22 protein-coding genes are annotated in these 23,894 nt (G+C 57.7%); 11 read left to right on the top strand and 11 right to left on the bottom strand.

Features of this window, described 5'->3' with window-relative positions:
- The first annotated feature begins 65 nt into the window (after positions 1 to 65).
- The 8 genes from QRN55_RS07490 (at position 66) to QRN55_RS07455 (ending at position 11,711) form a co-directional block, all read left to right on the top strand.
- Positions 66 to 842: a 3-hydroxybutyrate dehydrogenase gene (locus QRN55_RS07490; protein WP_284776086.1), complete on the top strand. Its 777-nt coding sequence runs from the start codon at positions 66 to 68 to the stop codon at positions 840 to 842.
- Positions 843 to 866: 24 nt separating this feature from the next.
- On the top strand, positions 867 to 2,336 hold the full coding sequence (xdhA, locus tag QRN55_RS07485) for a xanthine dehydrogenase small subunit (RefSeq protein ID WP_284776084.1): 1,470 nt from the start codon (positions 867 to 869) through the stop codon (positions 2,334 to 2,336).
- 3 nt (positions 2,337 to 2,339) lie between these two features.
- The gene (gene xdhB / locus QRN55_RS07480; RefSeq protein WP_284776082.1) at positions 2,340 to 4,679 is read left to right on the top strand and encodes a xanthine dehydrogenase molybdopterin binding subunit; all 2,340 of its coding nucleotides are present in this window, start codon (positions 2,340 to 2,342) and stop codon (positions 4,677 to 4,679) included.
- Between the two features lie 210 nt (positions 4,680 to 4,889).
- The gene (xdhC, locus tag QRN55_RS07475) at positions 4,890 to 5,741 is read left to right on the top strand and encodes a xanthine dehydrogenase accessory protein XdhC (RefSeq protein ID WP_284776080.1); all 852 of its coding nucleotides are present in this window, start codon (positions 4,890 to 4,892) and stop codon (positions 5,739 to 5,741) included.
- A 224-nt stretch (positions 5,742 to 5,965) separates the two neighbouring features.
- Positions 5,966 to 6,859 carry a LysR substrate-binding domain-containing protein gene (locus tag QRN55_RS07470; RefSeq protein ID WP_284776077.1) on the top strand — a complete coding sequence of 298 codons (894 nt, stop codon included), beginning with the start codon at positions 5,966 to 5,968 and terminating at the stop codon, positions 6,857 to 6,859.
- A 102-nt stretch (positions 6,860 to 6,961) separates the two neighbouring features.
- On the top strand, positions 6,962 to 8,209 hold the full coding sequence (puuD, locus tag QRN55_RS07465; protein WP_284776075.1) for a urate hydroxylase PuuD: 1,248 nt from the start codon (positions 6,962 to 6,964) through the stop codon (positions 8,207 to 8,209).
- A complete protein-coding gene (gene guaD, locus QRN55_RS07460) occupies positions 8,206 to 9,513 on the top strand; it encodes a guanine deaminase (RefSeq protein ID WP_233121706.1) in 1,308 nt (435 codons plus the stop codon). Before puuD ends, guaD begins: the two co-directional genes overlap by 4 nt.
- A gap of 239 nt (positions 9,514 to 9,752) precedes the next feature.
- Entirely contained in the window at positions 9,753 to 11,711 is a 1,959-nt protein-coding gene (locus tag QRN55_RS07455) for a methyl-accepting chemotaxis protein (RefSeq protein WP_284776072.1), read from the top strand.
- A gap of 57 nt (positions 11,712 to 11,768) precedes the next feature.
- Here QRN55_RS07455 and QRN55_RS07450 read toward each other — a convergent pair whose 3' ends face one another.
- Positions 11,769 to 12,521 carry a sulfite exporter TauE/SafE family protein gene (locus tag QRN55_RS07450; protein WP_284776070.1) on the bottom strand — a complete coding sequence of 251 codons (753 nt, stop codon included), beginning with the start codon at positions 12,519 to 12,521 and terminating at the stop codon, positions 11,769 to 11,771.
- A gap of 211 nt (positions 12,522 to 12,732) precedes the next feature.
- Here QRN55_RS07450 and QRN55_RS07445 point away from each other — a divergent pair, with 211 nt between their 5' ends.
- Both QRN55_RS07445 and QRN55_RS07440 read left to right on the top strand, forming a co-directional pair.
- Positions 12,733 to 13,869, top strand: coding sequence for an alpha-hydroxy acid oxidase (locus QRN55_RS07445; RefSeq protein ID WP_284776069.1), 1,137 nt, complete (start codon positions 12,733 to 12,735; stop codon positions 13,867 to 13,869).
- A 399-nt stretch (positions 13,870 to 14,268) separates the two neighbouring features.
- On the top strand, positions 14,269 to 15,516 hold the full coding sequence (locus tag QRN55_RS07440) for a D-alanyl-D-alanine carboxypeptidase (protein WP_284776616.1): 1,248 nt from the start codon (positions 14,269 to 14,271) through the stop codon (positions 15,514 to 15,516).
- A 12-nt stretch (positions 15,517 to 15,528) separates the two neighbouring features.
- On the opposite strand, the gene QRN55_RS07435 is transcribed toward QRN55_RS07440, so the two are convergent.
- The 9 genes from QRN55_RS07435 to QRN55_RS07395 all read right to left on the bottom strand — a co-directional run bounded on the left by QRN55_RS07435 (position 15,529) and on the right by QRN55_RS07395 (position 21,354).
- On the bottom strand, positions 15,529 to 16,269 hold the full coding sequence (locus tag QRN55_RS07435; protein ID WP_284776067.1) for a metallophosphoesterase family protein: 741 nt from the start codon (positions 16,267 to 16,269) through the stop codon (positions 15,529 to 15,531).
- Positions 16,270 to 16,274: 5 nt separating this feature from the next.
- Positions 16,275 to 16,631: a hydroxyisourate hydrolase gene (gene uraH, locus QRN55_RS07430; protein WP_284776065.1), complete on the bottom strand. Its 357-nt coding sequence runs from the start codon at positions 16,629 to 16,631 to the stop codon at positions 16,275 to 16,277.
- Positions 16,628 to 17,128, bottom strand: coding sequence for an ureidoglycolate lyase (locus QRN55_RS07425; protein WP_284776063.1), 501 nt, complete (start codon positions 17,126 to 17,128; stop codon positions 16,628 to 16,630). Before QRN55_RS07425 ends, uraH begins: the two co-directional genes overlap by 4 nt.
- A gap of 2 nt (positions 17,129 to 17,130) precedes the next feature.
- The gene (locus QRN55_RS07420) at positions 17,131 to 17,493 is read right to left on the bottom strand and encodes a HepT-like ribonuclease domain-containing protein (protein WP_284776061.1); all 363 of its coding nucleotides are present in this window, start codon (positions 17,491 to 17,493) and stop codon (positions 17,131 to 17,133) included.
- Positions 17,490 to 17,783 (bottom strand): nucleotidyltransferase family protein, encoded by a 294-nt coding sequence (locus QRN55_RS07415; RefSeq protein ID WP_111837755.1) that lies wholly within the window; start codon positions 17,781 to 17,783, stop codon positions 17,490 to 17,492. The genes QRN55_RS07420 and QRN55_RS07415 overlap by 4 nt, the downstream gene beginning before the upstream one ends.
- A gap of 69 nt (positions 17,784 to 17,852) precedes the next feature.
- A complete protein-coding gene (gene uraD, locus QRN55_RS07410; RefSeq protein WP_112499516.1) occupies positions 17,853 to 18,350 on the bottom strand; it encodes a 2-oxo-4-hydroxy-4-carboxy-5-ureidoimidazoline decarboxylase in 498 nt (165 codons plus the stop codon).
- Complete coding sequence (gene puuE / locus QRN55_RS07405) at positions 18,347 to 19,270, bottom strand: allantoinase PuuE (RefSeq protein ID WP_284776059.1); 924 nt, start codon at positions 19,268 to 19,270, stop codon at positions 18,347 to 18,349. Before puuE ends, uraD begins: the two co-directional genes overlap by 4 nt.
- A gap of 78 nt (positions 19,271 to 19,348) precedes the next feature.
- The gene (locus QRN55_RS07400) at positions 19,349 to 20,056 is read right to left on the bottom strand and encodes a DUF1045 domain-containing protein (protein WP_284776057.1); all 708 of its coding nucleotides are present in this window, start codon (positions 20,054 to 20,056) and stop codon (positions 19,349 to 19,351) included.
- Positions 20,057 to 20,160: 104 nt separating this feature from the next.
- Complete coding sequence (locus QRN55_RS07395) at positions 20,161 to 21,354, bottom strand: NAD(P)/FAD-dependent oxidoreductase (RefSeq protein WP_284776056.1); 1,194 nt, start codon at positions 21,352 to 21,354, stop codon at positions 20,161 to 20,163.
- Here QRN55_RS07395 and mnmC2 point away from each other — a divergent pair.
- Complete coding sequence (gene mnmC2 / locus QRN55_RS07390) at positions 21,353 to 22,081, top strand: tRNA (5-methylaminomethyl-2-thiouridine)(34)-methyltransferase MnmC2 (RefSeq protein WP_284776615.1); 729 nt, start codon at positions 21,353 to 21,355, stop codon at positions 22,079 to 22,081. The two genes, QRN55_RS07395 and mnmC2, sit on opposite strands and share 2 nt — an antisense overlap.
- Positions 22,082 to 22,244: 163 nt before the next feature.
- Here the strand turns inward: mnmC2 and QRN55_RS07385 are convergent, their stop codons facing one another.
- The gene (locus tag QRN55_RS07385; RefSeq protein WP_284776054.1) at positions 22,245 to 23,798 is read right to left on the bottom strand and encodes a DEAD/DEAH box helicase; all 1,554 of its coding nucleotides are present in this window, start codon (positions 23,796 to 23,798) and stop codon (positions 22,245 to 22,247) included.
- Positions 23,799 to 23,894: the final 96 nt, after the last annotated feature.

The following is a 23,894-nucleotide window of genomic DNA, read 5'->3' as shown; positions in this document are numbered from 1 at the left end:
AGTTCCCCCGGTTTAAGCATAACCTGATGTAAAGCGTTGCAACGTTGGGGAAAAAAGGGGACCGCATGCACAGGACTGTAATCGTAACCGGCTCTACCAGCGGCATTGGCCTTGGAATAGCCCAAGCCTTCGCCAATGATGGCTGCAACGTGATGCTCAACGGCTTCGGCGATGAGCACGAAATCGAAGATACGCGGCTTTTGATGGAGGCGGAAAGCGGCACTCGCGTACTGTACCACCCCGCCGACATGACCAAGCCTGACGAAATTGCCGACCTGATCAAGACCACCCACGAGAAAATGGGTGCGGTGGATATTTTGGTCAACAATGCGGGTGTGCAGCATGTTGCCGCGGTGGAGGAGTTTCCACCGGAAAAATGGGATCAGATTATCGCCATCAATCTGACCAGTTCTTTCCACACCATGCGTGCTGCCATTCCGCTGATGAAGGCTGCTGGCAAAGGCCGCATCATCAACATCGCTTCGGCCCACGGCCTCGTGGCCTCACCCTATAAATCTGCCTATGTCGCGGCAAAACATGGTATCATCGGCCTGACGAAATCCGCAGCGTTGGAGCTTGCCGAAACCGGAATTACCGTCAACGCCATTTGCCCCGGCTATGTGCTGACATCACTGGTGGAAAAGCAGATACCCGATACGGCGAAGTCACGCGGCATTAGCGAGGACGAGGTGAAGAACGATGTTCTCCTGCGGCTGCAAGCAACGAAGGAATTTGTGACGGTCGAAGATATCGCAGCCACCGCCATCTTTCTGGCCAGCGATGCGGCGAAGCAGATCACCGGCACGCATATTTCCATCGATGGCGGCTGGACCGCCCAATAATCAAAACGCATACGAAGGCACGGCATGAAAGACGCAATCAGCTTCATCCTCAACAACGAGACCGTTTCTCTTCGGGACTTCGGCCCGACGGAGACCCTGCTCGATTATCTGAGGCTGCAAAAACGACTGACCGGCACCAAGGAAGGCTGTGCAGAGGGTGACTGCGGCGCCTGCACCGTGCTGGTCGGGCGGCTGATGGACGGCTCACTGCGTTACGAAACCGTCAATGCCTGCATTCGCTTCATCGGCTCGCTGCATGGCAGCCACATCGTCACCATCGAGCATCTGGCCAGCAAAGACGGCGTTCTGCATCCGGTGCAACAGGCCATGGTGGATTATCATGGCTCGCAATGCGGCTTCTGCACCCCGGGCTTCGTCATGTCGCTTTATGGCCTATGGCTGACGAGCAACAAGCCATCTCGTGCAGACATCGAAAAGGCTTTGCAGGGCAATCTCTGTCGCTGCACCGGCTACGAGCCCATCATCCGCGCCGCCGAGAGCGTGACGGCTGCCAAGCCCAGCACGCTGTTCGATCCGATCGAACGGGACCGTGCCAGCATCATGTCCCGCCTATGGGCCATTCAGCTGAACGAGACGATCACCGTCACCAAAGATGACTGTCGCACCATCATCCCCTCCAACCTCAACGAGTTTGCAGCCGCCTATGCCGCCGAGCCCAAGGCGACCATCGTTGCAGGCTCCACCGATGTCGGCCTGTGGGTAACGAAGCAGATGCGGGCGCTGAACCCTGTGATCTTCATCAATCACTTGAGCGAGCTGCAATCCATCTACGTCGAGGACGGCGGCATTTCCATTGGCGCTGGCGTAACTTACGCCCACGCCTTCACCGTTCTCGCAAAGCACATTCCACCCTTCGCCCGCCTGATCGACCGCATCGGCGGCCAGCAGGTGCGCAATATGGGCACGATCGGCGGCAACATCGCCAACGGCTCACCAATCGGCGATACTCCACCGGCGCTCATTGCGCTGGGTGCGACGCTCACCTTGCGCTCCGCATCAGGCAGCCGGACCATGCCGCTCGAAAAATACTTCATCGACTACGGCAAGCAGGACCGTTTCGCGGGCGAATTCGTGGAGAAGATTTTCGTGCCGATCCCGGCGGCTGATGTGCATTACGCCATCTACAAGATTTCCAAACGTCGCGATGAAGATATTTCCGCTCTCTGTGCCGCCTATCATCTGAAGCTGGATCAGGTGGGTGCTGTGAAAGACATCCGCATCGCTTTCGGCGGCATGGCGGCAACGCCGAAACGGGCCGCGAAGCTGGAAGAGGCGCTTATGAATCAGCCATGGACTATGGAAACTATCGAAGCGGCGCGCGATCTCATCAACGAGGATTTCCAGCCTTTAACGGACTGGCGCGCTACTGCCGAATACCGGATGCTGACGGCGAAGAACCTGCTAACGCGGTTCTTTTTGGAAACATCCGGCGAGCGGCAGGAATTGCAGCGCTTCGAATTGGTGGAGGCCTGAGCCATGGACACCAACACGTTCGAGCGCACCAAAACCGCTGTCGATGGCAAGATGCACGCATCGTTGCGGCATGATTCAGCACACAAGCATGTCACCGGAAGCGCCGAATATATCGATGATATTCCCGAACCGGCGGGCATGATCCACGGTGCCATCGGGATGGCAGACCGGGCGCACGCCGAAATCGTATCCATGGACCTCTCAGAGGTGGAAGCCACGCCCGGCGTTCTCTGGGTCATGACCGGCAAGGATGTGCCCGGTGAAAACGACGTGTCCTCCGGCGGTCGTCACGATGAGCCGTTACTGGCAGAAAAGCTGGTGCAGTTTCACGGCCAGCCGATCTTTGCCGTGTTTGCCGAAACCCGCGACATCGCACGCAAGGCAGCCCGAAAAGCAAAGATCACCTACAACGACCTGCCGCATTGGAGCGATATCGACTGCGCCACGGAAAATGGCGAACCGCTGGTAACCCCCGGCATGACGCTTCAGCGCGGCGAAGCCGAGTTGGAGATGGACGTCGCCCCACGTCGCCTGACCGGCACGATGCGGATCGGCGGGCAGGAGCATTTCTATCTGGAAGGCCATATCGCCATGGCCGTGCCGGGCGAAGACGATGAAGTGACGGTGTGGAGTTCCACGCAGCACCCCAGTGAAATTCAGCACATCGTCAGCCACATTCTGCAAGTGCCATCCAACGCCGTGACCGTGCAGGTCCGGCGCATGGGTGGGGGTTTCGGCGGCAAGGAAACGCAGGGCAACCAGTTCGCAGCCCTCTGCGCCATCGCCGCCAAGAAGCTGAACCGTGCCGTCAAAATGCGCCCTGATCGCGATGAGGACATGACGGCCACCGGCAAACGCCACGATTTCCGTGTCGATTACGAACTGGGCTTCGATGACGAAGGCCGCATTCACGCGGTGGACGCCACCTATGCCGCCCGTTGCGGTTTCTCCTCCGACCTTTCCGGCCCGGTCACCGACCGTGCACTGTTCCACGCCGATTCAAGCTATTTCTATCCGCATGTAAAACTGCAATCGAAGCCTTTGAAAACCCACACGGTTTCCAACACGGCCTTCCGTGGTTTCGGTGGCCCACAGGGCATGTTGGGGGCGGAACGTTTCATTGAGGAGATCGCCTATGCGGTGGGCAAGGATCCGCTCGAAATCCGCAAGCTGAACTTCTATGGTCAGCAGGGCTCGAACCGGACGCTGACCCCCTATCATCAGGAGGTCGAAGACAACATCATCGCCCGCATCGTCGAGGAACTGGAAACCTCCAGCGACTATCAAGCACGGCGACAGGCGATCATCGAGTTCAACAAGACGAGCCCCATCATCCGCAAAGGCATTGCGCTGACGCCAGTGAAGTTCGGCATCTCCTTCACCATGACCGCCTTCAACCAGGCCGGTGCGCTGGTGCACGTCTATAATGATGGCTCCATCCACCTCAACCATGGTGGCACGGAGATGGGCCAAGGGCTTTACACCAAGGTCGCGCAGGTCATTGCCGATGCGTTTCAGGTGGATATCGATCGCGTCAAGATCACCGCCACCACCACGGGCAAGGTGCCCAACACATCCGCCACCGCCGCCTCTTCCGGCACCGATCTCAACGGCATGGCGGCTTATGATGCGGCTCGACAGATCAAGGAACGCCTCGTCAAATTCGCCATGGAAAAATGGAATGTGGGCGAAGGCGAGGTTACATTCCTGCCGAACCGCATTCGCGTGGGAACGGAAGAAATCGCCTTTAACGACTTCATCAAACAAGCTTATTTCGCCCGCGTCCAGCTTTCTGCCGCAGGCTTTTACAAGACGCCGAAAATCCACTGGGACAGGGCAGCAGGCAAAGGCACGCCGTTCTATTATTTCGCCTATGGCGCATCCGTCTCGGAAGTCTCCATCGATACGCTGACCGGCGAATATATGATGGAGCGCACCGATATTCTCCACGATGTCGGCAAATCGCTGAACCCAGCCATCGATATCGGTCAGGTCGAAGGTGGCTTCATTCAGGGCATGGGCTGGCTGACGACTGAGGAACTGTGGTGGGATGCAAATGGGCGACTGCGGACCCATGCGCCGTCCACCTACAAGATACCGCTAGCGTCCGACCGCCCGAAAATCTTCGATGTGAAACTGGCGGAATGGGCCGAGAACGCTGAGCCGACCATTGGCCGGTCGAAGGCCGTGGGCGAGCCGCCGCTTATGCTGGCAATTTCTGTACTTGAGGCCTTGTCGATGGCGGTTGCCAGTGTTGCGGATTACAAGGTCTGCCCACGGCTGGATGCGCCTGCAACGCCGGAACGGGTTTTGATAGCGGTGGAGCGCTTGAGGAAGGTGTGAGGGTAATGACGCAACGCTTGAGTGCGGCGCAGAGCCCTCTCTGGCCTGCCGGCCATCTCCCCCACAAGGGGGGAGCAACCGTGGGGCGAGGTCTTCCTTTTAGTCACCAAGCGCTTGAGGGATGGAGACGGCGCGGCATATCCTCTCCCCCCTTGTGGGGGGGATGGCCGGCACGCCAGAGGGGGTTCACGAGTACCAAGGCCAACGCCCATGCCTGACACCTCCCTCACCACCTTCCTGCAAGTCCCCACCATCCTCATCGAAATCAGCTCCGTCAAAGGCTCCGCCCCACGCGAAGCCGGAACCTTCATGCTCGTCTCGAAAGACAGCATCTGGCAGACCATCGGCGGTGGGCAGTTCGAATATATGGCCATCGACCACGCCCGCGCCATGCTGGCAGGCAAGACAGCCAACGACACCATGGACATCCCGCTCGGCCCCGAAATCGGCCAATGCTGCGGCGGGCGCACCCTGCTGCAATTCACAAAGGTCACACCCGCAATCGCCGAAGGGCTGAAGCAGCGGCTGGCGCAAGAGCATCAATCCCAGCCCGCAGTCTTCATCTTCGGTGCGGGTCATGTCGGCAAGGCTCTGGCGCAGTCACTGGCCCTCCTCCCCGTTTCCATCACCGTCATAGAAACACGGCGCGAGGAGTTGACGGGCCTGCCTGAGACCGTTTCATCCCACCTCACCGCCATGCCCGAAGCCATGGTGAAAAGCGTTCCCAGAGGCGGAACGGTGATCATCGTCACCCATGATCACGCTCTGGATTTCCTGATCGCCAAGGAAGCGCTTGCTCGCGATGATCTGGCCTATGTCGGCATGATCGGCTCCAAAACCAAACGCGCCACCTTCGCGCAGTGGCTGGAGCGCGAAGGTCAGCCAACGTCAAGGCTGGAGCGACTGGTTCTGCCTATCGGCGGAAACATCGTGAAAGACAAACGTCCCGCCGTCATAGCGACCTTGGTAGCAGCCGAAGTGCTTCACGCAATTCATCGCTCTGCCGCACCCGCCCCGGCCCGATCTGATCGCGACCATCCAGCAGGCCAAGATCACGCTTGATGTGGTCCTGCATTTCGTCTTCCTGCGACGGGTTCGATTGAGCCGATTTTCGCGTAAACAGGTCCAACATCCATAGTCGTGCAAATAGCCGTGGCCAGACGCTGAGAGCGGCTGTGCGCATATCATTTCTCCAAAGTTCTTTTGATGCTATGAAGGAGAAATGCTCCTGTTTTCATGGAAAAACCAATGAAACTTCTGACGATATGGATAAAGAGGACTTATCCATGAAACTGTCCCGCAACGTCCCCTTGAATGCCATGCGCGTGCTGGAAAGTGCCGCCCGTCACCTGAGTTTCACTAAGGCTGGCGAAGAGCTTGGCATGACGCAGACCGCGGTGAGCTATCAGATCAAATTGCTTGAGGATTTCGTCGGTGCACCGCTGTTCCTGCGCAAGCCACGGCAGGTGGAACTGACTCAAACGGGCGAGTTGCTGGCAGGCCGTGCTTCGCAGGCCTTTGGCATTCTGGCGACCGCGCTGGAAGAAGCGCGCAACAGGACGGCGGATGTTCTGATTATCTCCTGCACCACGACCTTCGCGCATCAGTGGCTGGCCAAGCGGTTGGGTGTATTTCAGGCCAAATACCCCAAAATCTCGGTGCAACTGGCTCTCACCAACGAGATCGTGGATTTCACCCGCACCAATGTCGATATCGGTATTCGCTGGGGCAAAGGCGATTGGCCGGATGTCATCAGCCGCCGCATCATGCGGCTGGATTTTGCCCCGGTCGTCAGCCCCAAGCTTGCCGCCACCATCGGCGGTCTGAAGCATCCCGCCGATATTCTGAAATTGCCCATCATCAGCCCCAATGACCGCTGGTGGAAACACTGGTTTGCCGAGGCGGGGGTGACCGAGACCGATCTCGATAGCCGAACCGGCAGCGATTTCGGCATCCAGAATCTGGAAGCGCAGGCCGCTATCGCGGGCCACGGCGTCGCCATCGTCAATCCCGTGCACTTCGCCGAAGACATCGCATCCGGTCGCCTGCTCCAACCCTTCGACCTGGTCTGCAATGATGGCCACGATTACTGGATCGTTCATCACGAAAGCCGACGCAAGGTCGCCAAGATCAAGGCGTTCAGCGAGTGGATGGAAGAAGAGTTTCCCACGGAGCCGTGATTGCCGCTATTTTGCGCTCAACAAATCTGTCGGTTTCGCAGGTTCCCTCTTTTCTGAAGCTCGAAATTCTCGCACAGTGCGGTGCAACGTCAGGGGAACATAATGTACGAATATGCCATTGCGTGGGAATGGATGGCCTTTGCCGTCAGGTGGCTGCACGTGATCACCGCCATCGCCTGGATCGGCTCGTCCTTCTACTTCATCGCACTGGATTTAGGGCTGGTGAAACGCCCGAACATGCCGCCGGGTGTTTATGGTGAAGAGTGGCAGGTGCATGGCGGCGGTTTCTACCATGTGCAGAAATATCTGGTCGCGCCTGCCTCGATGCCGGAACATCTCACTTGGTTCAAATGGGAAAGCTACGCCACGTGGCTTTCCGGGTTTGCCATGCTGTGCATCGTTTATTACGGCGGCGCTGATCTGTTCCTAATCGACCATTCCGTGCTGGAACTCACGCAGTTTCAGGCCATCTGTCTGTCGCTGGCCTCGCTCGCCATCGGTTGGGTGTTTTATGATCTTCTGTGCAAATCACCCATCGGCAACAACACCTGGGGCCTGATGGCCGTGCTTTACATCGCGCTGGTGGCGATGGCCTGGGGTTATACGCAGGTGTTTACGGGTCGCGCCGCCTTCCTGCATCTCGGCGCGTTTACCGCCACCATCATGTCGGCCAACGTCTTCATGATCATCATTCCCAACCAGAAGGTCGTCGTCGCCGACTTGATCGCCGGTCGCACGCCGGACCCGAAATATGGCCGCATCGCCAAGCAGCGTTCGCTGCACAACAACTACCTGACGCTGCCCGTCATCTTCTTCATGCTGTCGAACCACTATCCGCTGGCATTTGCCACCCAGTTCAACTGGATCATTGCAGCGCTGGTCTTCCTGATGGGCGTCACCATCCGCCACTGGTTCAACACCACCCACGCCCGCAAGGGCAGACCCACATGGACATGGCTGGTCACGGTGCTGATCTTTATCGTCATCATGTGGCTTTCCACCGTGCCGAAGGTGCTGACCGGCGAACAGGAAGAAAAAGCAGCGAAGCTTTCGCCCATTCAGCAGCTTTTCGCAGCCGATGTGCATTTCGCCTCAGCGCGGGATGTGGTGCAAAGCCGCTGTTCCATGTGCCATGCGGCAGAGCCGGTCTGGGAAGGTGTTCCCTTCACACCAAAATCGGTGAAGCTTGAGACAGATGCGCAAATTGCGGCGCATGCACGGGAAATCTATTTACAGGCGGGACGCTCCCATGCCATGCCCCCCGGCAACATCACGGCGATCACGCCGCAGGAACGCAAGGTGCTGACCGCATGGTATGAGAGCGCCGTATCCCAAGGAAAAACGGAATGAGCATGCTTCTGCTGCGCGGACGTCTCTTGAGCTTCAACCGCGCACCGCTCGCAATCGATGATACGGCAAGCTATGTCTATATCGAAGATGGCGGTCTGCTGCTGGAAAACGGCAAGATCAGCGCCATTGGCGAGTATGCGGACGTCCGCGCGCAAGCACCTGAAGACATCGAAGAAACGGACCACCGCCCTCACCTCATCGTGCCGGGCCTGATCGATCTGCACATGCATTTCCCGCAAATGCAGGTCATCGGTTCCTACGCCGCCAATCTGCTGGAATGGCTCGACACCTACACCTTTCCGGAAGAGTGCCGTTTCGTGGAAAGCGCCCATGCGCAACGCATCGCCACCCATTTCTACGACGAACTGATCCGCCACGGCACCACAACGGCTGTCGCCTATTGCTCGGTTCACAAGACATCTGCCGACGCTTTTTTTGCCGAGGCCATGAAGCGCAATATGCTGATGGTGGGCGGCAAGGTCATGATGGACCGCAACGCCCCGCAAGGCCTGCTGGACACACCGGAACTCGGCTATGACGAGACACGTCAGGTTATCGCAGACTGGCACGGCAAAGGCCGCAACCACGTCGCCATCACGCCTCGCTTCGCGATCACCTCGACGCCGAAACAGATGGAAGCAGCACAAGCGCTGGCGCAGGAATTCCCTGACCTCTTTATCCAGACGCATCTGTCTGAAAACCTGGACGAGATCAACTACACCTGCGAACTCTATCCCGATGCCATCGACTATACCGACATCTATGTCCGCTATGGCCTGATGGGCAAAAAGACGCTGCTCGGCCATGCCATCCATCTGTCGGATCGTGAAGCCGATGTGCTCTCGGAAACCGGCGCGGTGGCCGTTCACTGCCCCACATCCAACCTCTTCATCGGCTCCGGCCTGTTCCCAATGAAGAAGCTGCAACGGCGAGAAAAGCCGGTTCGCATCGGCGTGGCCACCGATATTGGCGGCGGATCGAGCTATTCCATGCTGCGCACCATGGACGAAGCCTACAAAATTCAGCAACTGCTGGGAGAACGTTTAAACCCGCTGGAAAGCTGGTACTTGATGACGCGCGGCAATGCCGAGGCGCTGTCGATGGTAGACCGCATCGGCACGCTGGATGTTGGTACAGATGCCGATATCACAGTGCTCAACGCATCTTCGACGCCTGCAATGGCATTGAAGATGGAAGTGGTGACCAGTCTGACGGAAGAACTTTTCCTGATGCTGACCATGGGAGATGACCGCACTGTGGTTGAAACTTACATCGCAGGCATAAGTGCCAAAACTATACTTTAGGATGCATAATTCTTAAGAAAAGAAGTGCGTTCGAATTTAATTATATTTAAACATTAATTATCTAATGGTCTCTTAGGCAGAACATCGACCCCGGTCGCCATGACGGCACACCGCTCTGTCATGCATCACCATTTCCTACGAACTATCCGCTCTCTGAAGTGTTTTCGCACAGCCGTTCTCCCGCGGCTGCGCCTTCGAGTGCCTTGTGTTCGCAGTAACTAAGTCTACCGCGAGGAACGATGTCATTTCTTAAAAACGCAAGTATTCGGACAAAAATCCTATCCTTGATCATCCCGCTATGCGTTGTGGGACTAAGCGCTACGGTCTTTATTTCCAGCCGCTACAAGGCAGCGGATACGAGCTATTCCGACTTCATTGCGAAGGACAACATCGCGAGCGTCGAGATGGCACGCGCTAACCGCAATATGGTCGCCTCTGCCTACGGCGCATATCAAATACTGACCTACCGTCAGCAAGACCCTGGAATGAAAAGGGCGCTGGATTTTTATAACGACAGCAAGGCCAAGCTTTTCAGCAGGTTTGACCGTGTCAAAGAACTTGTTCCAAACGAAAGCGCAAAGATCGATTCTCTTCTGACGCGCGCGAAAGAGGTTATTTCCATCACCGACCAGGCTGTTCAAATGGGCCAGGTGGATCAGGATGAACAGGCGAAAGCCGTTCTGGCGAAAGCTGACGCTTTAATTTTACCTCTGACAACGGACAATGCTGCGTTTCTGGACGGCATAGTCAAAGCAGTCGGCGTCAAAAGTGACGCACTGAGCGACCAGACGAACTCTACCATCTTCACGTCCTTGATGGTAGTCGGCATCACCTTCGCACTGGGTATCATCGCCTCCCTCATCGTCGCCGCCAAGGGGATCACGACACCGATCGCATCCTTGCGCGAACGGATGATTTCGCTTGCTCAGGGTCAGACGGCAGCGCCTGTCGAAGGCCAGGACCGCAAGGATGAAGTCGGCCAGATGGCGAAGGCCGTTTCCGTCTTCCGCGACAACGCACTTGAGAAGATTCGTCTGGAAAAGGAAGCCGAAGCCAATCGCAGCGTTTCCGAGAAGGAACGCATCGACCGTGAAGCGCAGAAAGCACAGGACGCGGCAGACACGCAGTTTGCCGTCGATCAACTGGCAAAGGGTCTGGGCCGTCTTGCAGATGGTGACGTCGCATACCGCATCGAAACGCCTTTCGTTTCGCACCTCGATACTCTGCGCAACAACTTCAATGGTTCGGTTGCCAATCTGAACGATGCCCTGCGCGCCGTTGGCCAGAACGCACGCGGTATCGATGCCGGTGCCAACGAAATCCGCTCTGCCGCAGACGACCTCTCCAAGCGCACGGAACAGCAGGCGGCATCGGTTGAAGAAACCGCAGCCGCTCTCGAAGAAATCACCACAACGGTGAAGGATTCGAGCAGCCGTGCCGAAGAAGTCGGCCATCTCGTTGCCAAGGCCCGTGATGGTGCGGAAAAGTCCGGCAATGTCGTGCGTCAGGCCGTGACCGCCATGAATGAGATCGAACGCTCCTCTGGTGAGATCACCAACATCATCAGCGTTATCGATGAAATCGCGTTCCAGACCAACCTTCTGGCCCTGAACGCAGGTGTTGAAGCGGCACGTGCCGGTGAAGCCGGTAAGGGTTTTGCGGTTGTTGCACAGGAAGTGCGTGAACTGGCGCAGCGCTCTGCAAAGGCTGCGAAAGAGATCAAGGCATTGATCACCACGTCTGGCGAACACGTTCGCTCTGGCGTGACGCTGGTGGGTGAAACCGGCAAGGCACTTGAGGTCATCGTCACCGAAGTCCAGGAAATCAACCGTCACATCACCGCGATCGTTGAATCGTCGCGTGAACAGTCGGTCGGCCTTCAGGAGATCAACACCGCCGTCAACACCATGGACCAGGGCACGCAGCAGAATGCAGCCATGGTCGAGCAGTCGACAGCAGCCAGCCACAGCCTTGCGAAGGAAGCGGCCTCTCTCAACCAGCTGCTGTCTCGCTTCAACCTCGGTCAGGGCGAAGGTTCTGGCCGGACCATGCCATCGGCTGCGCCAGTCAGATCCGCGTCAGCCACGTCCAGACCGGCACCATCTCCAGCCCGCGCACTGGGTCGCAAGATCGCTGGCGCTTTTGGTGGTGGTTCATCAGCAGCAGCGGTCGCGCAGGATACCTGGGAAGAATTCTGAGCCACCCCAACAAAACACTGACACTGCGGGCGCCATTGGCGCCCGCTTTTTTATGCATCAGTTCCAGAAGGGTCTGGAGAACAGTTCCGCCCCGAGGACCAGAAGGCAGATCAGGAACCATTGCCGAAATCTCGCCGGGCTGACGATCTTGCGGATCGATTGCCCGAGCCACATGCCAAGAAGTGCTGGCACGATGGCGAGTGCCGAAATCCCCACATCATCGATCTGCACGGCGGCTTGAGACGCCAGACCCAGCGCCAGCGCTACGGTTGAAACCGTGAATGAAAGCCCGAGTGCCTGCACCAGCATATCGCGATCGAACCCCATTGACTGGATATAAGGAACGGCGGGCATCACGAAGACGCCGGTCGCACCTGTCAAAAGCCCGGTGATGAGACCGACGAGCGGCGATAGAAAGCCCATCAAATGCCAGGGCACCACAAGAGGTCGCGCCAACAGGCTGTAGGCGGCATAAACGACCAGTGCCGCACCCAGCGCCGATGTCGTCCAGCGCGCCGCACCACCCGTCATCAGCTGAACACCGATCAAGGTTCCCGCGACGATGGCAAACATCATCGGCCAAAGACGAAGCATAATCGCCCGAAAACTCGGCCCCGCAAAAAGCTGCCAGATATTGGTGACGAAGGACGGCAGAAGCAGCAGGCCTGCCGCTGCGACGGGTGGCATAAAAAGGCCCAGAACACCCATGGCAACGGTCGGTAAGCCCATGCCCGTCACCCCCTTGACGATGCCCGCTAGAACGAAAGTTCCGGTTATTGCTGCGAGAAAACCAATATCCATCGTCGTCATTAAATGCGTCCCGTCATTGCCACCGGGTCTGTTTTAAGCCCTGAGATTTTCCGATGCTACGGCGACGACCGAAACGACGAGAGAAACCGTTCCTCTTGTCGTGGCGAACCTATAAAACTCTTTCAGAACATGTCTTTTCACTTAATTTCAATTACCACTCAGGCCTAAGTTCGTGATATGCGGTTATCATTCAAATGTGAAAGATCATTTCATGGCCAAAATCCTCACCATTGCCGACCTGAAGAAAAAGGCGAAGCGCCGCGTTCCCAAGATGTTTTTCGACTATGCCGATAGCGGCGCATGGACCGAAAGCACCTATCGCGCCAATGAAGATGACTTCGCCAAGATAAAACTGCGACAGCGTGTGCTGGTGGATATGACCAATCGCTCGCTGGCAACCGAAATGATCGGCGAGAAGGTCTCGATGCCCGTGGCGCTTTCGCCGACCGGGCTCACCGGCATGCAGCACGCCGATGGCGAGATGTTGGCGGCCAAGGCGGCAGAGGAATTCGGCGTGCCCTTCACGCTTTCCACCATGAGCATCTGCTCCATCGAAGACGTGGCATCGGTCACTTCGCGCCCCTTCTGGTTCCAGCTATACGTGATGAAGGACCGCGACTTCGTCAACAATCTGATCGACCGGGCCAAGGCAGCGAAATGCTCGGCGCTGGTGCTGACGCTCGATTTGCAAATCCTCGGGCAACGTCACAAGGATCTGCGCAACGGTCTCTCTGCGCCACCCAAATTCACGCCAAAACACATCTGGCAGATGGCAACGCGTCCGCAATGGTGCATGGACATGCTGCGCACCAAGCGCCGCAGCTTTGGCAACATCGTCGGCCATGCCAAGAATGTCTCCGACCTCTCCTCGCTTTCCTCATGGACAGCGGAGCAGTTTGACCCGCGCCTTTCCTGGGAAGACGTCGCCTGGATCAAGCAACGTTGGGGCGGCAAGCTCATTTTGAAGGGCATTCTGGATGAGGACGATGCGCGCGCTGCTGCCGATACGGGTGCAGATGCCATTATCATTTCCAACCACGGCGGGCGCCAACTCGACGGCGCGCTTTCTTCCATCGCCATCCTTCCCAAGATCGTGGATGCAGTCGGCGACCGGATCGAGGTGCATCTGGATGGCGGCATACGCTCCGGTCAGGACGTGCTGAAGGCGATCGCCACCGGGGCGAAGGGCACCTATATCGGCAGGCCGTTCCTGTACGGTCTGGGTGCCGATGGCAAACAAGGTGTCACGACGGCGCTGGAAATCATCCGCAAGGAAATGGATATCACCATGGCGCTGTGCGGCAAGCGACTGCTGACGGACGTCGACCGCAGCATTCTCGTGCAATAAATTTGGCCACTTTCGCGCGTTTGATCCCTCACATTCGCGTGAGGGATTAGGGCCTGCCTGTGTTGTCGCCGAATGGCTGCTCTTCGGAAATGCGCGACCCTTTACCGCTTGTGCCCGCGCTATCACCTTGAACCGAAACCCCTGAAAATCAGACTTTCGCGATACCCGTTCATCTCCTTCAGCCACACCAACACGCCCTTTCCAAAACTCTGCAAAACCGCTGCCAAGCCCCAGATTTGACCCGCCACCAGTCGGGGTCGATTTTCATACTTAATTAAGGCTCAAGGCAGTCTTTAAAGTCTTAGCGGTTTTGTTGCCTGACATTGGCTTCAGCTTGCAAAGCTTCGGGCGGTACAGACGGACAAGGGGAAATGCATGTCGGGAAAGATCAGACGTAGAATGGCTGGAGCATGGATTTTTGCTTTTGTTTTCTTCTGCGCGATCGTCTCTTTTGGGGCAGCGCCAGCGCAGGCGCGCTATGCGCACATCATCATCGACGCGAAGACGGGCAAGGTGCTGGACTCGCAAAACGCCGATGTCATCAACTTTCCTGCCTCCCTGACCAAGATGATGACCCTCTATCTGACCTTCGAGGCGCTGCATGATGGCCGCCTGAAACTCGATCAGCGCATCACCATGTCCAAGAACGGCGCGGCGACCATTCCGTCCAAACTCTGGGTCAAGGCGGGCACCACCTTTACAACGCGCGAGGCCATCAATGGCATGATCGTCAAATCCGCCAACGACCTTGCCGAGGGCATGGGCGATCATCTGGGTGGATCGGAAGCCAAATTCGCGCAGATGATGACACGCAAGGCCCGGCAGCTGGGCATGACGAAGACGGTGTTTCGCAATGCGTCCGGCCTGCCGGACAGGGCACAGGTAACGACGGCGCGGGATATGGCAAAGCTCGGTCTTGCGCTTCAACGGGATTTTCCCAGAGAATACAAGATGTTCAACACAACATCCTTCAAATTCAGGGGCAAGACGATCCGTGGCCATAACCGGCTTCTGACCCGCTATCAGGGCGTGGACGGCATCAAGACCGGCTACACCAACGCTTCGGGCTTCAACCTCGTCAGCGCCGTCAACCACAATGGTCGCAGCGTCGTGGGCGTGGTTCTGGGCGGGCGGACGGCCCAGCGCCGTGACAACCAGATGGTCGCCCTGCTGGACAGGACGCTGCCCAAGGCGTCGAGAACACGGGTCAACGAACAGCTCATCGCCAGTGCCAGCACCAGCCGCACATTCGACGTACCGCCCGCAACCGTGCCGCTGCCAATGTTTGCCGAGCGGCGTGAGCCTGCAACCACGCAGGTCGCAGCAGCCAATGGTGCCATCGCCGACATGATCCAGACCTCGTCGGTGACGCCAACGGCATCTACGCACCGGAGTGCATGGGAAGTTCAGATCGCTGCCGCCGATTCAGAAGCCGCCGCCCTGACGCTTCTCCGCAATGCGCAATCATCGCTTTCTGCCGGACCGACAGCGGCTATAGCGCCCTATACGGAAGCCGTCCGCAGTGGAGGCACGACGCTCTACCGCGCTCGCTTCACCGGCTTTGACAATCAGGCCGACGCCCTCTCAGCCTGCAAGGACCTGAAAGCGCAATCCTATTCTTGCGTGGTCATGTCGAGCAACGGCTAGCGGCGACAGGCTTTAGTCCTGCCAGCCACTGGCGATAGCATTTCCGATCCGGTCCATACCATTGCGGCGCGCAAGCTCTGCCATCGGGGCCGTATCGTAGGGGATTTGCCGGTGAGAAACCTGCCATCCGTAGGCGGTCTCTTCGAGAACAGCGTAGGCCGCCAGCCCGTGCCCCGCATCCACCTGATGATGGAAGGGTTCGTCATCTTTCCAGCCGGGGCAACCAACGCTGCCCGGATTGACGATAAGACGTCCATCCGAAAGCTGAACCGTTCGTGCAATATGTGTGTGGCCACACAACATCAAGGGTTGTTCGATACCCGCCGCAAGCGCCTCGATCTCCGCACGCGCACGAAGATGCAGCACGCCCTGCGGCAGCAACTGTTCCAGCCAGTAATCCAGATCGCCTTTCGGTGACCCATGGCAGCAATAGGCAACGTCCTTGAAAACCATCTCGAACGGCAAGGCCTTCAACCAGTCGAGATCGGACGGAGAAAGCTGAGGATAGACGGTTTTTTCCCACGGTCCCATATCGTCGAATGGCTGCTCGATCAGGGCGCGGTCATGGTTTCCGCGGACACTGGGAATGCCGCCATCAATCAACAGCCGTGCCGTTGGCCCGGCATCCAGTGGGCCGCTGAAGCAATCACCCAGATTGAAGATGTCTTCGATCCCAAGCTTTCGTATATCCGCCAAAACGGCTTCAAGCGCAGCGTAATTGCCGTGAACATCGGCGATTGCAGCAAAAATCATGGTCGTCAGCTTCCCCGATAGGTCGAGTAACTGTAAGGCGAAAGCAGCAGCGGCACGTGATAATGCCCTGTTTCATCGGCAATGCCGAAGCGAATAGGGATGACATCCAGAAACGCCGGTTCCGGCAACGTCAGCCCTTTGGCGCGCAGATAGTCGCCTGCATAAAACACCAGTTCATATTGACCTGCACAAAATGCCTCTCCAATCAGCAAAGGCCCGCCATCGACACGACCATCGCTATTGGTTTCAACAGTTTTCAGCTTCTCGCGGCGCTCCCCATCCAGCCGGTACAGCTCGATTTTCAGACCTTGCGCGGGTGTGCCATTGATAGCATCGAGAACATGGGTCGTCAGGCCGGTCATAGGGTTGGCTCCGCAATGAAATAGGGCTCGTCGTAAAAATATTCCTCGAGATTATTGCCCGGCCCATCCCGGTCGACAACGAGAAAATCGCAGGTCTCACCTACCGTCATCAATGGGTGATGCCAGACGTTACGATGGTAATTCACGCCTTGACCGGCATTCGCGATGAAAACGTTGGGCTTGCCTGGTCTGCCATTCTCATCATGCGAAACCACCACGAGAAACGGCTTGCTGGACAGCGGTGTAAAACTCTGGCTGCCAAGCGGATGTCGCTCCATCATGTCAAGCGTATAGGGAAATCCGCGGGCCTTGCCTCTGAAAATATTGAGCACGACCCGCGCACCCTCGCCCGCCACATCGGCCTGCGACAAGGCATGGTAACGTTCGGTATTGCCACCATTGATGCGGCGCATGGATGATGGTTCGGGCTCTAGGACATCACCGAATGGTGCGAATGCGTGCCGTGTGAGGGGCTGTATTTCAAGAAATTCGGTCAATGCTATTCACCTTGGGCCCGCCAATGACTGACTGTATCGAGCCACTGCAATAACTCTGGTATCGTCGTCTGCGTCGTTTCCCAAATGATGTTTAGATCCAGAGTAAAATATCCATGCGCAACCCGGTTACGCAAACCGCGGATCGAATGCCAAGGGAAATCTGGATGATCTTCAATAAAATCCGGGTACGTTTCCATCAGACGAACTGCGGACTCACCGATCACGATAAGGCTCATGCCGACAGCATGTTGTGTCTTTATATCTGAAAGAAACTCGCCCTCCTGCATTCCAGAAACGAAACTTCTCGCAGCTTCAGCGGCTCTCCTCATATCAGCAAGATAATCTAACCGCCGATCCAGATTCATATCGGCTTAGCTTCCGAAAGAACACGAAGCTTTACGCGCTCTGGAAAGTCCCCCGGAGTGAGGAGATGGATTTTTGTTCCGAGCATCATTTGCTCAAGAGCGTCCTGAAGACCTCCAAGGCTCAGTAATGTTGAGCCCGGCAACGCATCTACCAGAATATCCAGATCGCTATCCGGCCTGTCCTCGCCGCGCGCAACGGAGCCGAACACACGGGGGTTGGCCGCGTTAAAGCGTTTGGTCGCTTCGCGGATGGCTTCACGGTTGTTTTCTAGCACTTCCGAAGGTTTCATCGCACATCTCCTGCAACGCGATATAGATCGTCGCGGTTACGGTGAAAAGACGGTTGTGTGCGCATCCGATTAGCCTTGTGGCAAAAGGGCGGACAGGCGCAGCCGCGCGATCTTTTCCACCTGCGCCGATGCCGTTGCGAACTCATCTTGCCCATCATGATGAATACGCTGCTCGAATGCTTTCAAGATGTCAGCCTTATCAAGCCCTTTGACCGCGATGATGAAGGGGAATCCGTTCTTTTCGACATAGGCGGTGTTGAGTTCCGTAAAGCGACCGTGCTCCTCGGGTGTCAGCCGGTCAAGGCCCGCACCGGCCTGCTCACGGCGGCTATCGTCCGTCAGGCCGCCTGCGATGGCAAGTTTTCCAGCGAGGTCCGGGTGCGCGCGCAGGACGCCCAGTCTTTCCGCCTCGGACGCCGCGCGAAACTGCGCAACGAGCGCGGCGTGCAGGCTTGCCGCTGTTAGTGGTTCAGCAATTGCGCCTGCATCGAAGGCCCGCTCAGCAATGAACGGTGAATGCTCGAATATTCCGCCAAAACGGCTGATGAAATCCCCCCGCTCCATCACAGTGTCTCCGGCTTGTGGTGCGCATGCCAATGACGAGCGATTTCAACGCGTTGCGGTATCCAGACCTTGTCATGGCCAAGAACATATTCGATGAAGCGGCGAAGTGCTGCCGCCCTGCCCGGGCGCCCGACGAGGCGGCAATGAAGACCGATGCTCATCATTCTCGCGGAGCCCTCTGCACCCTCCTGATAGAGCACATCGAACGTGTCCTTCAGATAGGTGAGGAACTGGTCGCCGGAATTAAAGCCCTGCGGTGTGGCAAAGCGCATGTCGTTGGCGTCGAGCGTATAGGGAATGATCAGGAATGGATCATTCTTGGCACCCTTGACCCAATAGGGCAGATCATCCGCATAGGAATCGGAGGAATAAAGGAAGCCACCCTCCTCTATCACCAGCCGCAAAGTGTTATCGGACGGTTTGCCCTGATACATTCCGTAAGGCCGTTCGCCGGTCAGTTCCGTGTGCAGACGTACCGCTTCCAGAATGTGTTTACGCTCTTCCTCCTCGGAGAAATCCTTGTATTCCAGCCAGCGGTAACCGTGGCTGGCAATTTCCCAGCCCGCTTCCTTCATGGCGGCCACCGCTTCCGGGTTGCGCGCCATGGCGGCGGTAACGCCATAGACCGTGGTTGTCACACCAAGCGAGGTGAACATGCGCCAAAGCCGCCAGAAGCCCGCGCGCGATCCATATTCGTAGATCGATTCCATGTTGAGGTTGCGCTGCCCGGGCCAGGGTTGCGCGCCGACGATTTCGGACAGGAGCGATTCCGACGCCTTGTCGCTGTCGAGAATGCAGCTTTCGCCGCCTTCCTCGTAATTGATGACGAATTGCACCGCAATTCTGGCATCACCGGGCCATTTCGCATCGGGAACAGTGCGACCGTAACCGACGAGGTTGCGGGGATAGTCAGCCGAAATCATCAAATCACCTTCACGCAAATTTCGTGAACGGTAACATTGCGGACCGGAAAGTCGAGTGCATTTTACTGCATTCTCTGATCAGGCACTTTTGCGCGCAGAGACCCGCCCCATGGGATGCAGCGAGTGCACGCGGAAAGGAGCACCGGGCTCGTCTTCCACGAAAAGCGCAAGATTGGTAAACTCGACCGGACGTGCCAGAACAGGCTCGAAAACACCTCGAACGGCCTTTTCCACCCTTGCACAATCGGCTGGAACGACGCCGCCCGTCAAAATCATCTGAAAGCGAAACTCGTCCATCACGTAAGGGTGGCCCCAGCGATGAAGGTTGGTCAGTTGCGTTGCCGACAGCCGGTCCGGGTCTGCCCGTTCGATATCGGCATCGGAGAGCGGCATGCGATAGCGGTCGAATTCCTGCACCACGCTTGCTGCAAGAAAATTCAGCGTTTCGGACTGCCATGAGGGGACCAAGCCGTAGGTATTGCCAAGCTTGGCGATTTCGAGTGGTGGCAACGTGAAGGGCTGATGTGTGCCGGCGAAATGCATCAAGGCGCGCAGCAATGCCGCCTCGCCCACCTCATCCAGCAGTCGGAAGGGAGCCTTGATCGAACCGTGGAAACCATACCGGCGCGGCAGCGCGGTGTGATAGGAAATTTCCTGCATGCCCAGACTTGAAACCGCAGGTGGTTCAACGCTCTGACCGGAATAGACGTCACGGCCCAACCAGGCGGACGCCGCATGGCTGAGCGGGTCGTTCGGGGTCGGCGTAAAATGGATGGCATACCGCATGCGTCGTCACCTCGCCGTACGAAACGGTTTTCTTAAGCTCTATTGCATGAGCCAAGCTGTTAGGTGATTTGCGTGACAGATTGACGACTGTAAAAGCCGTGGCGTCACATCTTTGCGTTGAAAACACGAATGTGATCGTCGAGTGTAAAACTATCGGGCACATCGGCCACGTTCCCGAGAACCGCGTCCAGTGCGGCATCGGCCAGTCGGTGCGCCAGCCCGAAACTGACCTTGAAGCCGCCCGTCAGCGCCACGATACGCGGGTGATCGGGATGCCGCCCGACCATGGGATCTCGTCCGATTGCCTTTGGCCGGAGCCCGGCCCAACGCTCGATCACGGTTGCATTGCGCAGTGACGGCACGATCTGTCTTGCTTTTTCTATCAGCGTATCCAGCAATTCATTGGTGGAAAAGGCGTCATCGAAATCCTCTTCGCTGGTGCTGCCGATGGCGACCGTGCCGTCCTCATGTGGCACGACATAGAGCCCATTCAAGAACACCACAGGCAAAGACGGGTCTATGTCAGCCCGAAGCAGCGCAGCCTGCCCTTTAACGGGCTGGCCAAGTTTTTGGTCCGAAGACAGGCCGAATGCACCCGACAGCAGCGGGAAAGACTGGTGACCTGCGCAAACAATGGCATGGCCAAACGCGATCTGTTGCCCAGTCGTCAACTGCGCCGTCCCATCGGGAGAAAGCGTCGACACGCCGCACCGCTCCATCACGCGAACATGCCGCGACTGGCGCAGATAATGCGCAAGGCTTGCGATGAACGCTCTGGGCGACACTTTGGCGGCCAGCGTGTCGCGCACGAAACCTGCCTCGCCTGCACCTGCATCCACCCAGCCATCGACAGGTGGCGCATCCAGCACGTTCCAGTGAAATTGCTCCCCGGCTGTGCGCCAATTCACGCGTGCTTCCTCACTATGGCGTTCGGCAATCGTACGAAGATGTGGCTTCGGCAGCGGAATGAGCCGCCCGCATCGGCGGTAACCGGCAGACAGACCGGTCTCGGCCTCTATCGCGGCGATATCCGCCTCAAGGCTGACGAGCGCATCGAACTGGAATTGCTTCTTGTCGGACCAACGATCCGGCATATGCGGCATGAGTGCGCCCAGAAGCCCGCCGCTTGCGCCATCGCCGATGTTTCCCGCATCCAGCAACAGCGTATCGATACCCAGCCTGTCAGCCTTGACCGCCGCCCAGAGCCCCATGATGCCACCGCCGATGATCAACAAAGACACGCTTGATGGCAAAGGTGATTGACCTGTTTGATCGGGAAGACTATCGGCTTTGACCATGACACACCCCGATAACAGTGGACCGGAACGAGCCGGTTCAAACATGCTGGATTGGCGAGAGGGCGATATGCCCTATTCGCTTGCCTTTGGCGATCATTTTTATTGCCAGACCGATGGCAGGCAGGAATGCAGCCATGTTTCGCTGTCCGGCAACGGCTTGCCGGAGCGCTGGAAAACAACGCAGGGGACGTTCCGCATCGGCGAGCTCGGCTTCGGCACGGCGTTGAACCTGTGCGAGACGTGGCGGCAGTGGAAGCTCTCAAGACCCGCCGATGCGCAGCTGCATTTCGTGTCCTTCGAGCTTTACCCGATGACGGCCCGTGAGCTGGATCGAGCGCTCTCCCATTGGCCGCAACTGGATGCTGAACGCAAAGCCTTTGTCGCGCAATGGCCTTCAGACCCGGAGGGCTGGGTCGAGATCACTCTGGATGAGCAGACACGTCTGACCGTTTTCTGCGGAGATGCCATGCAGGGCATAATCCAAAGCACCGATACATTCGACGCCTGGTATCTCGATGGCTTTGCACCAGCGAAGAACCCCGAGATGTGGACGCTGGACATCATGTCGGCGGTGTTTGAAAAGACCGCTCCCGGCGGCACCTTCGCGACATTTGCGGCAGCCGGTTTCGTGCGGCGCAATCTGGGCGAGGCCGGGTTTAAAGTCGAGAGACGGCCCGGCTTTGCCGGAAAGCGCGAAATGCTCTGCGGCACGAAACCCGCCCTATAGAGCATTTCCAGCAAAAGTGCGAAGCGGTTTTGCGTCCGGATAATGCGTTAAAACAAACAGGTAGAGCGTTTTCGCGTTTCGAAGAAAAGCGGAAATGCTCTAGACCAGAACGAAAAACGCCCGGATTTGCATCCGGGCGTTTTTCATTTCAGATCAGAACCGATCAACCGCGCTTGCGGCCACGACCGGCATTACCGGCAGGACGACCCTGACCGGCAGGGGCAAAGGAGCCAGCCTTACGGGCCGGACGACCCTGACCACCGCGATGGTTGCGGTTGCCAGCAGGCTTGCCAGCAGAAGCGGCAGCGCCTTCGGTCTTCGGACGCTTGAAGTCGGACGTCACTTCCAGATCGTTGTCACGCTCGACAGGTGCAAACTCACCGGCACGCTGGCCACGGAAGTCGCCGTTGCGGCGTCCGCCGTCACGAGGACCGCCTTCGCGATGACCACCGTCACGGGGGCCACGCGCAGGACGGTCGCCATGAGCGCGTTCACCACCCTGACGACGTGGACCGTTGGCGTTGGCGCGATTGCCACCGTTGCCGCCACGGTTGTTGTTGCCGCGCGATGGGCTGGCCAGACCTTCAGGACGCTCGCCCGAAAGAACTGGAATTTCGATCTTCATCAGCTTTTCGATGTCGTGCAGCAGACGGGTTTCGTCCGGTGCGCAGAACGCGATAGCTATGCCATCACGACCTGCACGCGCGGTACGACCGATGCGGTGAACATAGGCGTCGGCCACTTCCGGCAGATCGTAGTTGAAGACGTGCGTCACGGCAGGAATGTCGATGCCGCGTGCTGCCACGTCGGTTGCGACCAGAACCTGGACTTCGCCGTCCTTGAAGCCCTTGAGCGCACGCTCGCGCTGACCCTGGCTCTTGTTGCCATGGATCGACTGGACCTTGAAGCCGATGTGCTCCAGATGCTTGGACAGCTTTTCAGCGCCATGCTTGGTGCGCAGGAACACGATGGCGCGGCCATCCGGGTTGTCTGTCAGCGATTTCTTCAGAAGCTCTGTCTTGTCGTTCTTGCCTGCAACGAAGTGAACATACTGCTCGACCTTGTCGGCGGCCTTGCCTGGAGGCGTGACCTGAACGGTGACAGGGTTGGTCAGGTAGCTGCCTGCGAGATCGGCAATTGCCTTCGGCATGGTTGCCGAGAACAGAAGCGTCTGGCGGCCAGCAGGCACCATTCTGGAAATCTTGCGCAGGTCATGAATAAAACCGAGATCCAGCATCTGGTCGGCTTCATCAAGCACGAGATACGTGACCTTCGACAACGAAATCGCGTTGCGTGCGATGAGGTCGAGCAGACGGCCAGGCGTGGCAACCAGAATATCTGTGCCCTTTTCCAGCTGTAGCTGCTGCTTGTTGATGGACGCGCCACCAACGACCTGATTGATCTTCAGATGCGTCTTACGCACGAAACCACGAAGGCTCTCGCCAATCTGGTTTACCAGCTCGCGCGTTGGCGCAAGGATAAGCGTGCGGGTCGTGCGGTTTGCAGGACGGTCGGGCTGCTTCAAAAGCATTTCGATAATGGGAAGGCCGAAAGCGGCAGTCTTGCCGGTACCGGTCTGCGCAAGGCCGATCATGTCGCGGCCTTCGAGAAGAAGAGGAATAGCCTTTTCCTGAATAGGAGTAGGCGTTGTGTAACCGAGCTGGGTGACACCGGCCACGATTTTTTCGGAGAGGCCGAGTTCGCTAAAACTGGTCAATAGTATACCTTTCGGGGCGCCAAAACGCTTGCATCCGGATCAGCCTTGCTGTCCGGTTGTCTTGGCGTCAAGAACCCCGCGTGAATTGGGAACTTG

This window comes from Agrobacterium sp. lyk4-40-TYG-31 (genome assembly GCF_030209855.1).
Lineage (GTDB): Bacteria > Pseudomonadota > Alphaproteobacteria > Rhizobiales > Rhizobiaceae > Agrobacterium > Agrobacterium vaccinii.
This window is presented reverse-complemented; position numbering and strand designations above follow the sequence as displayed.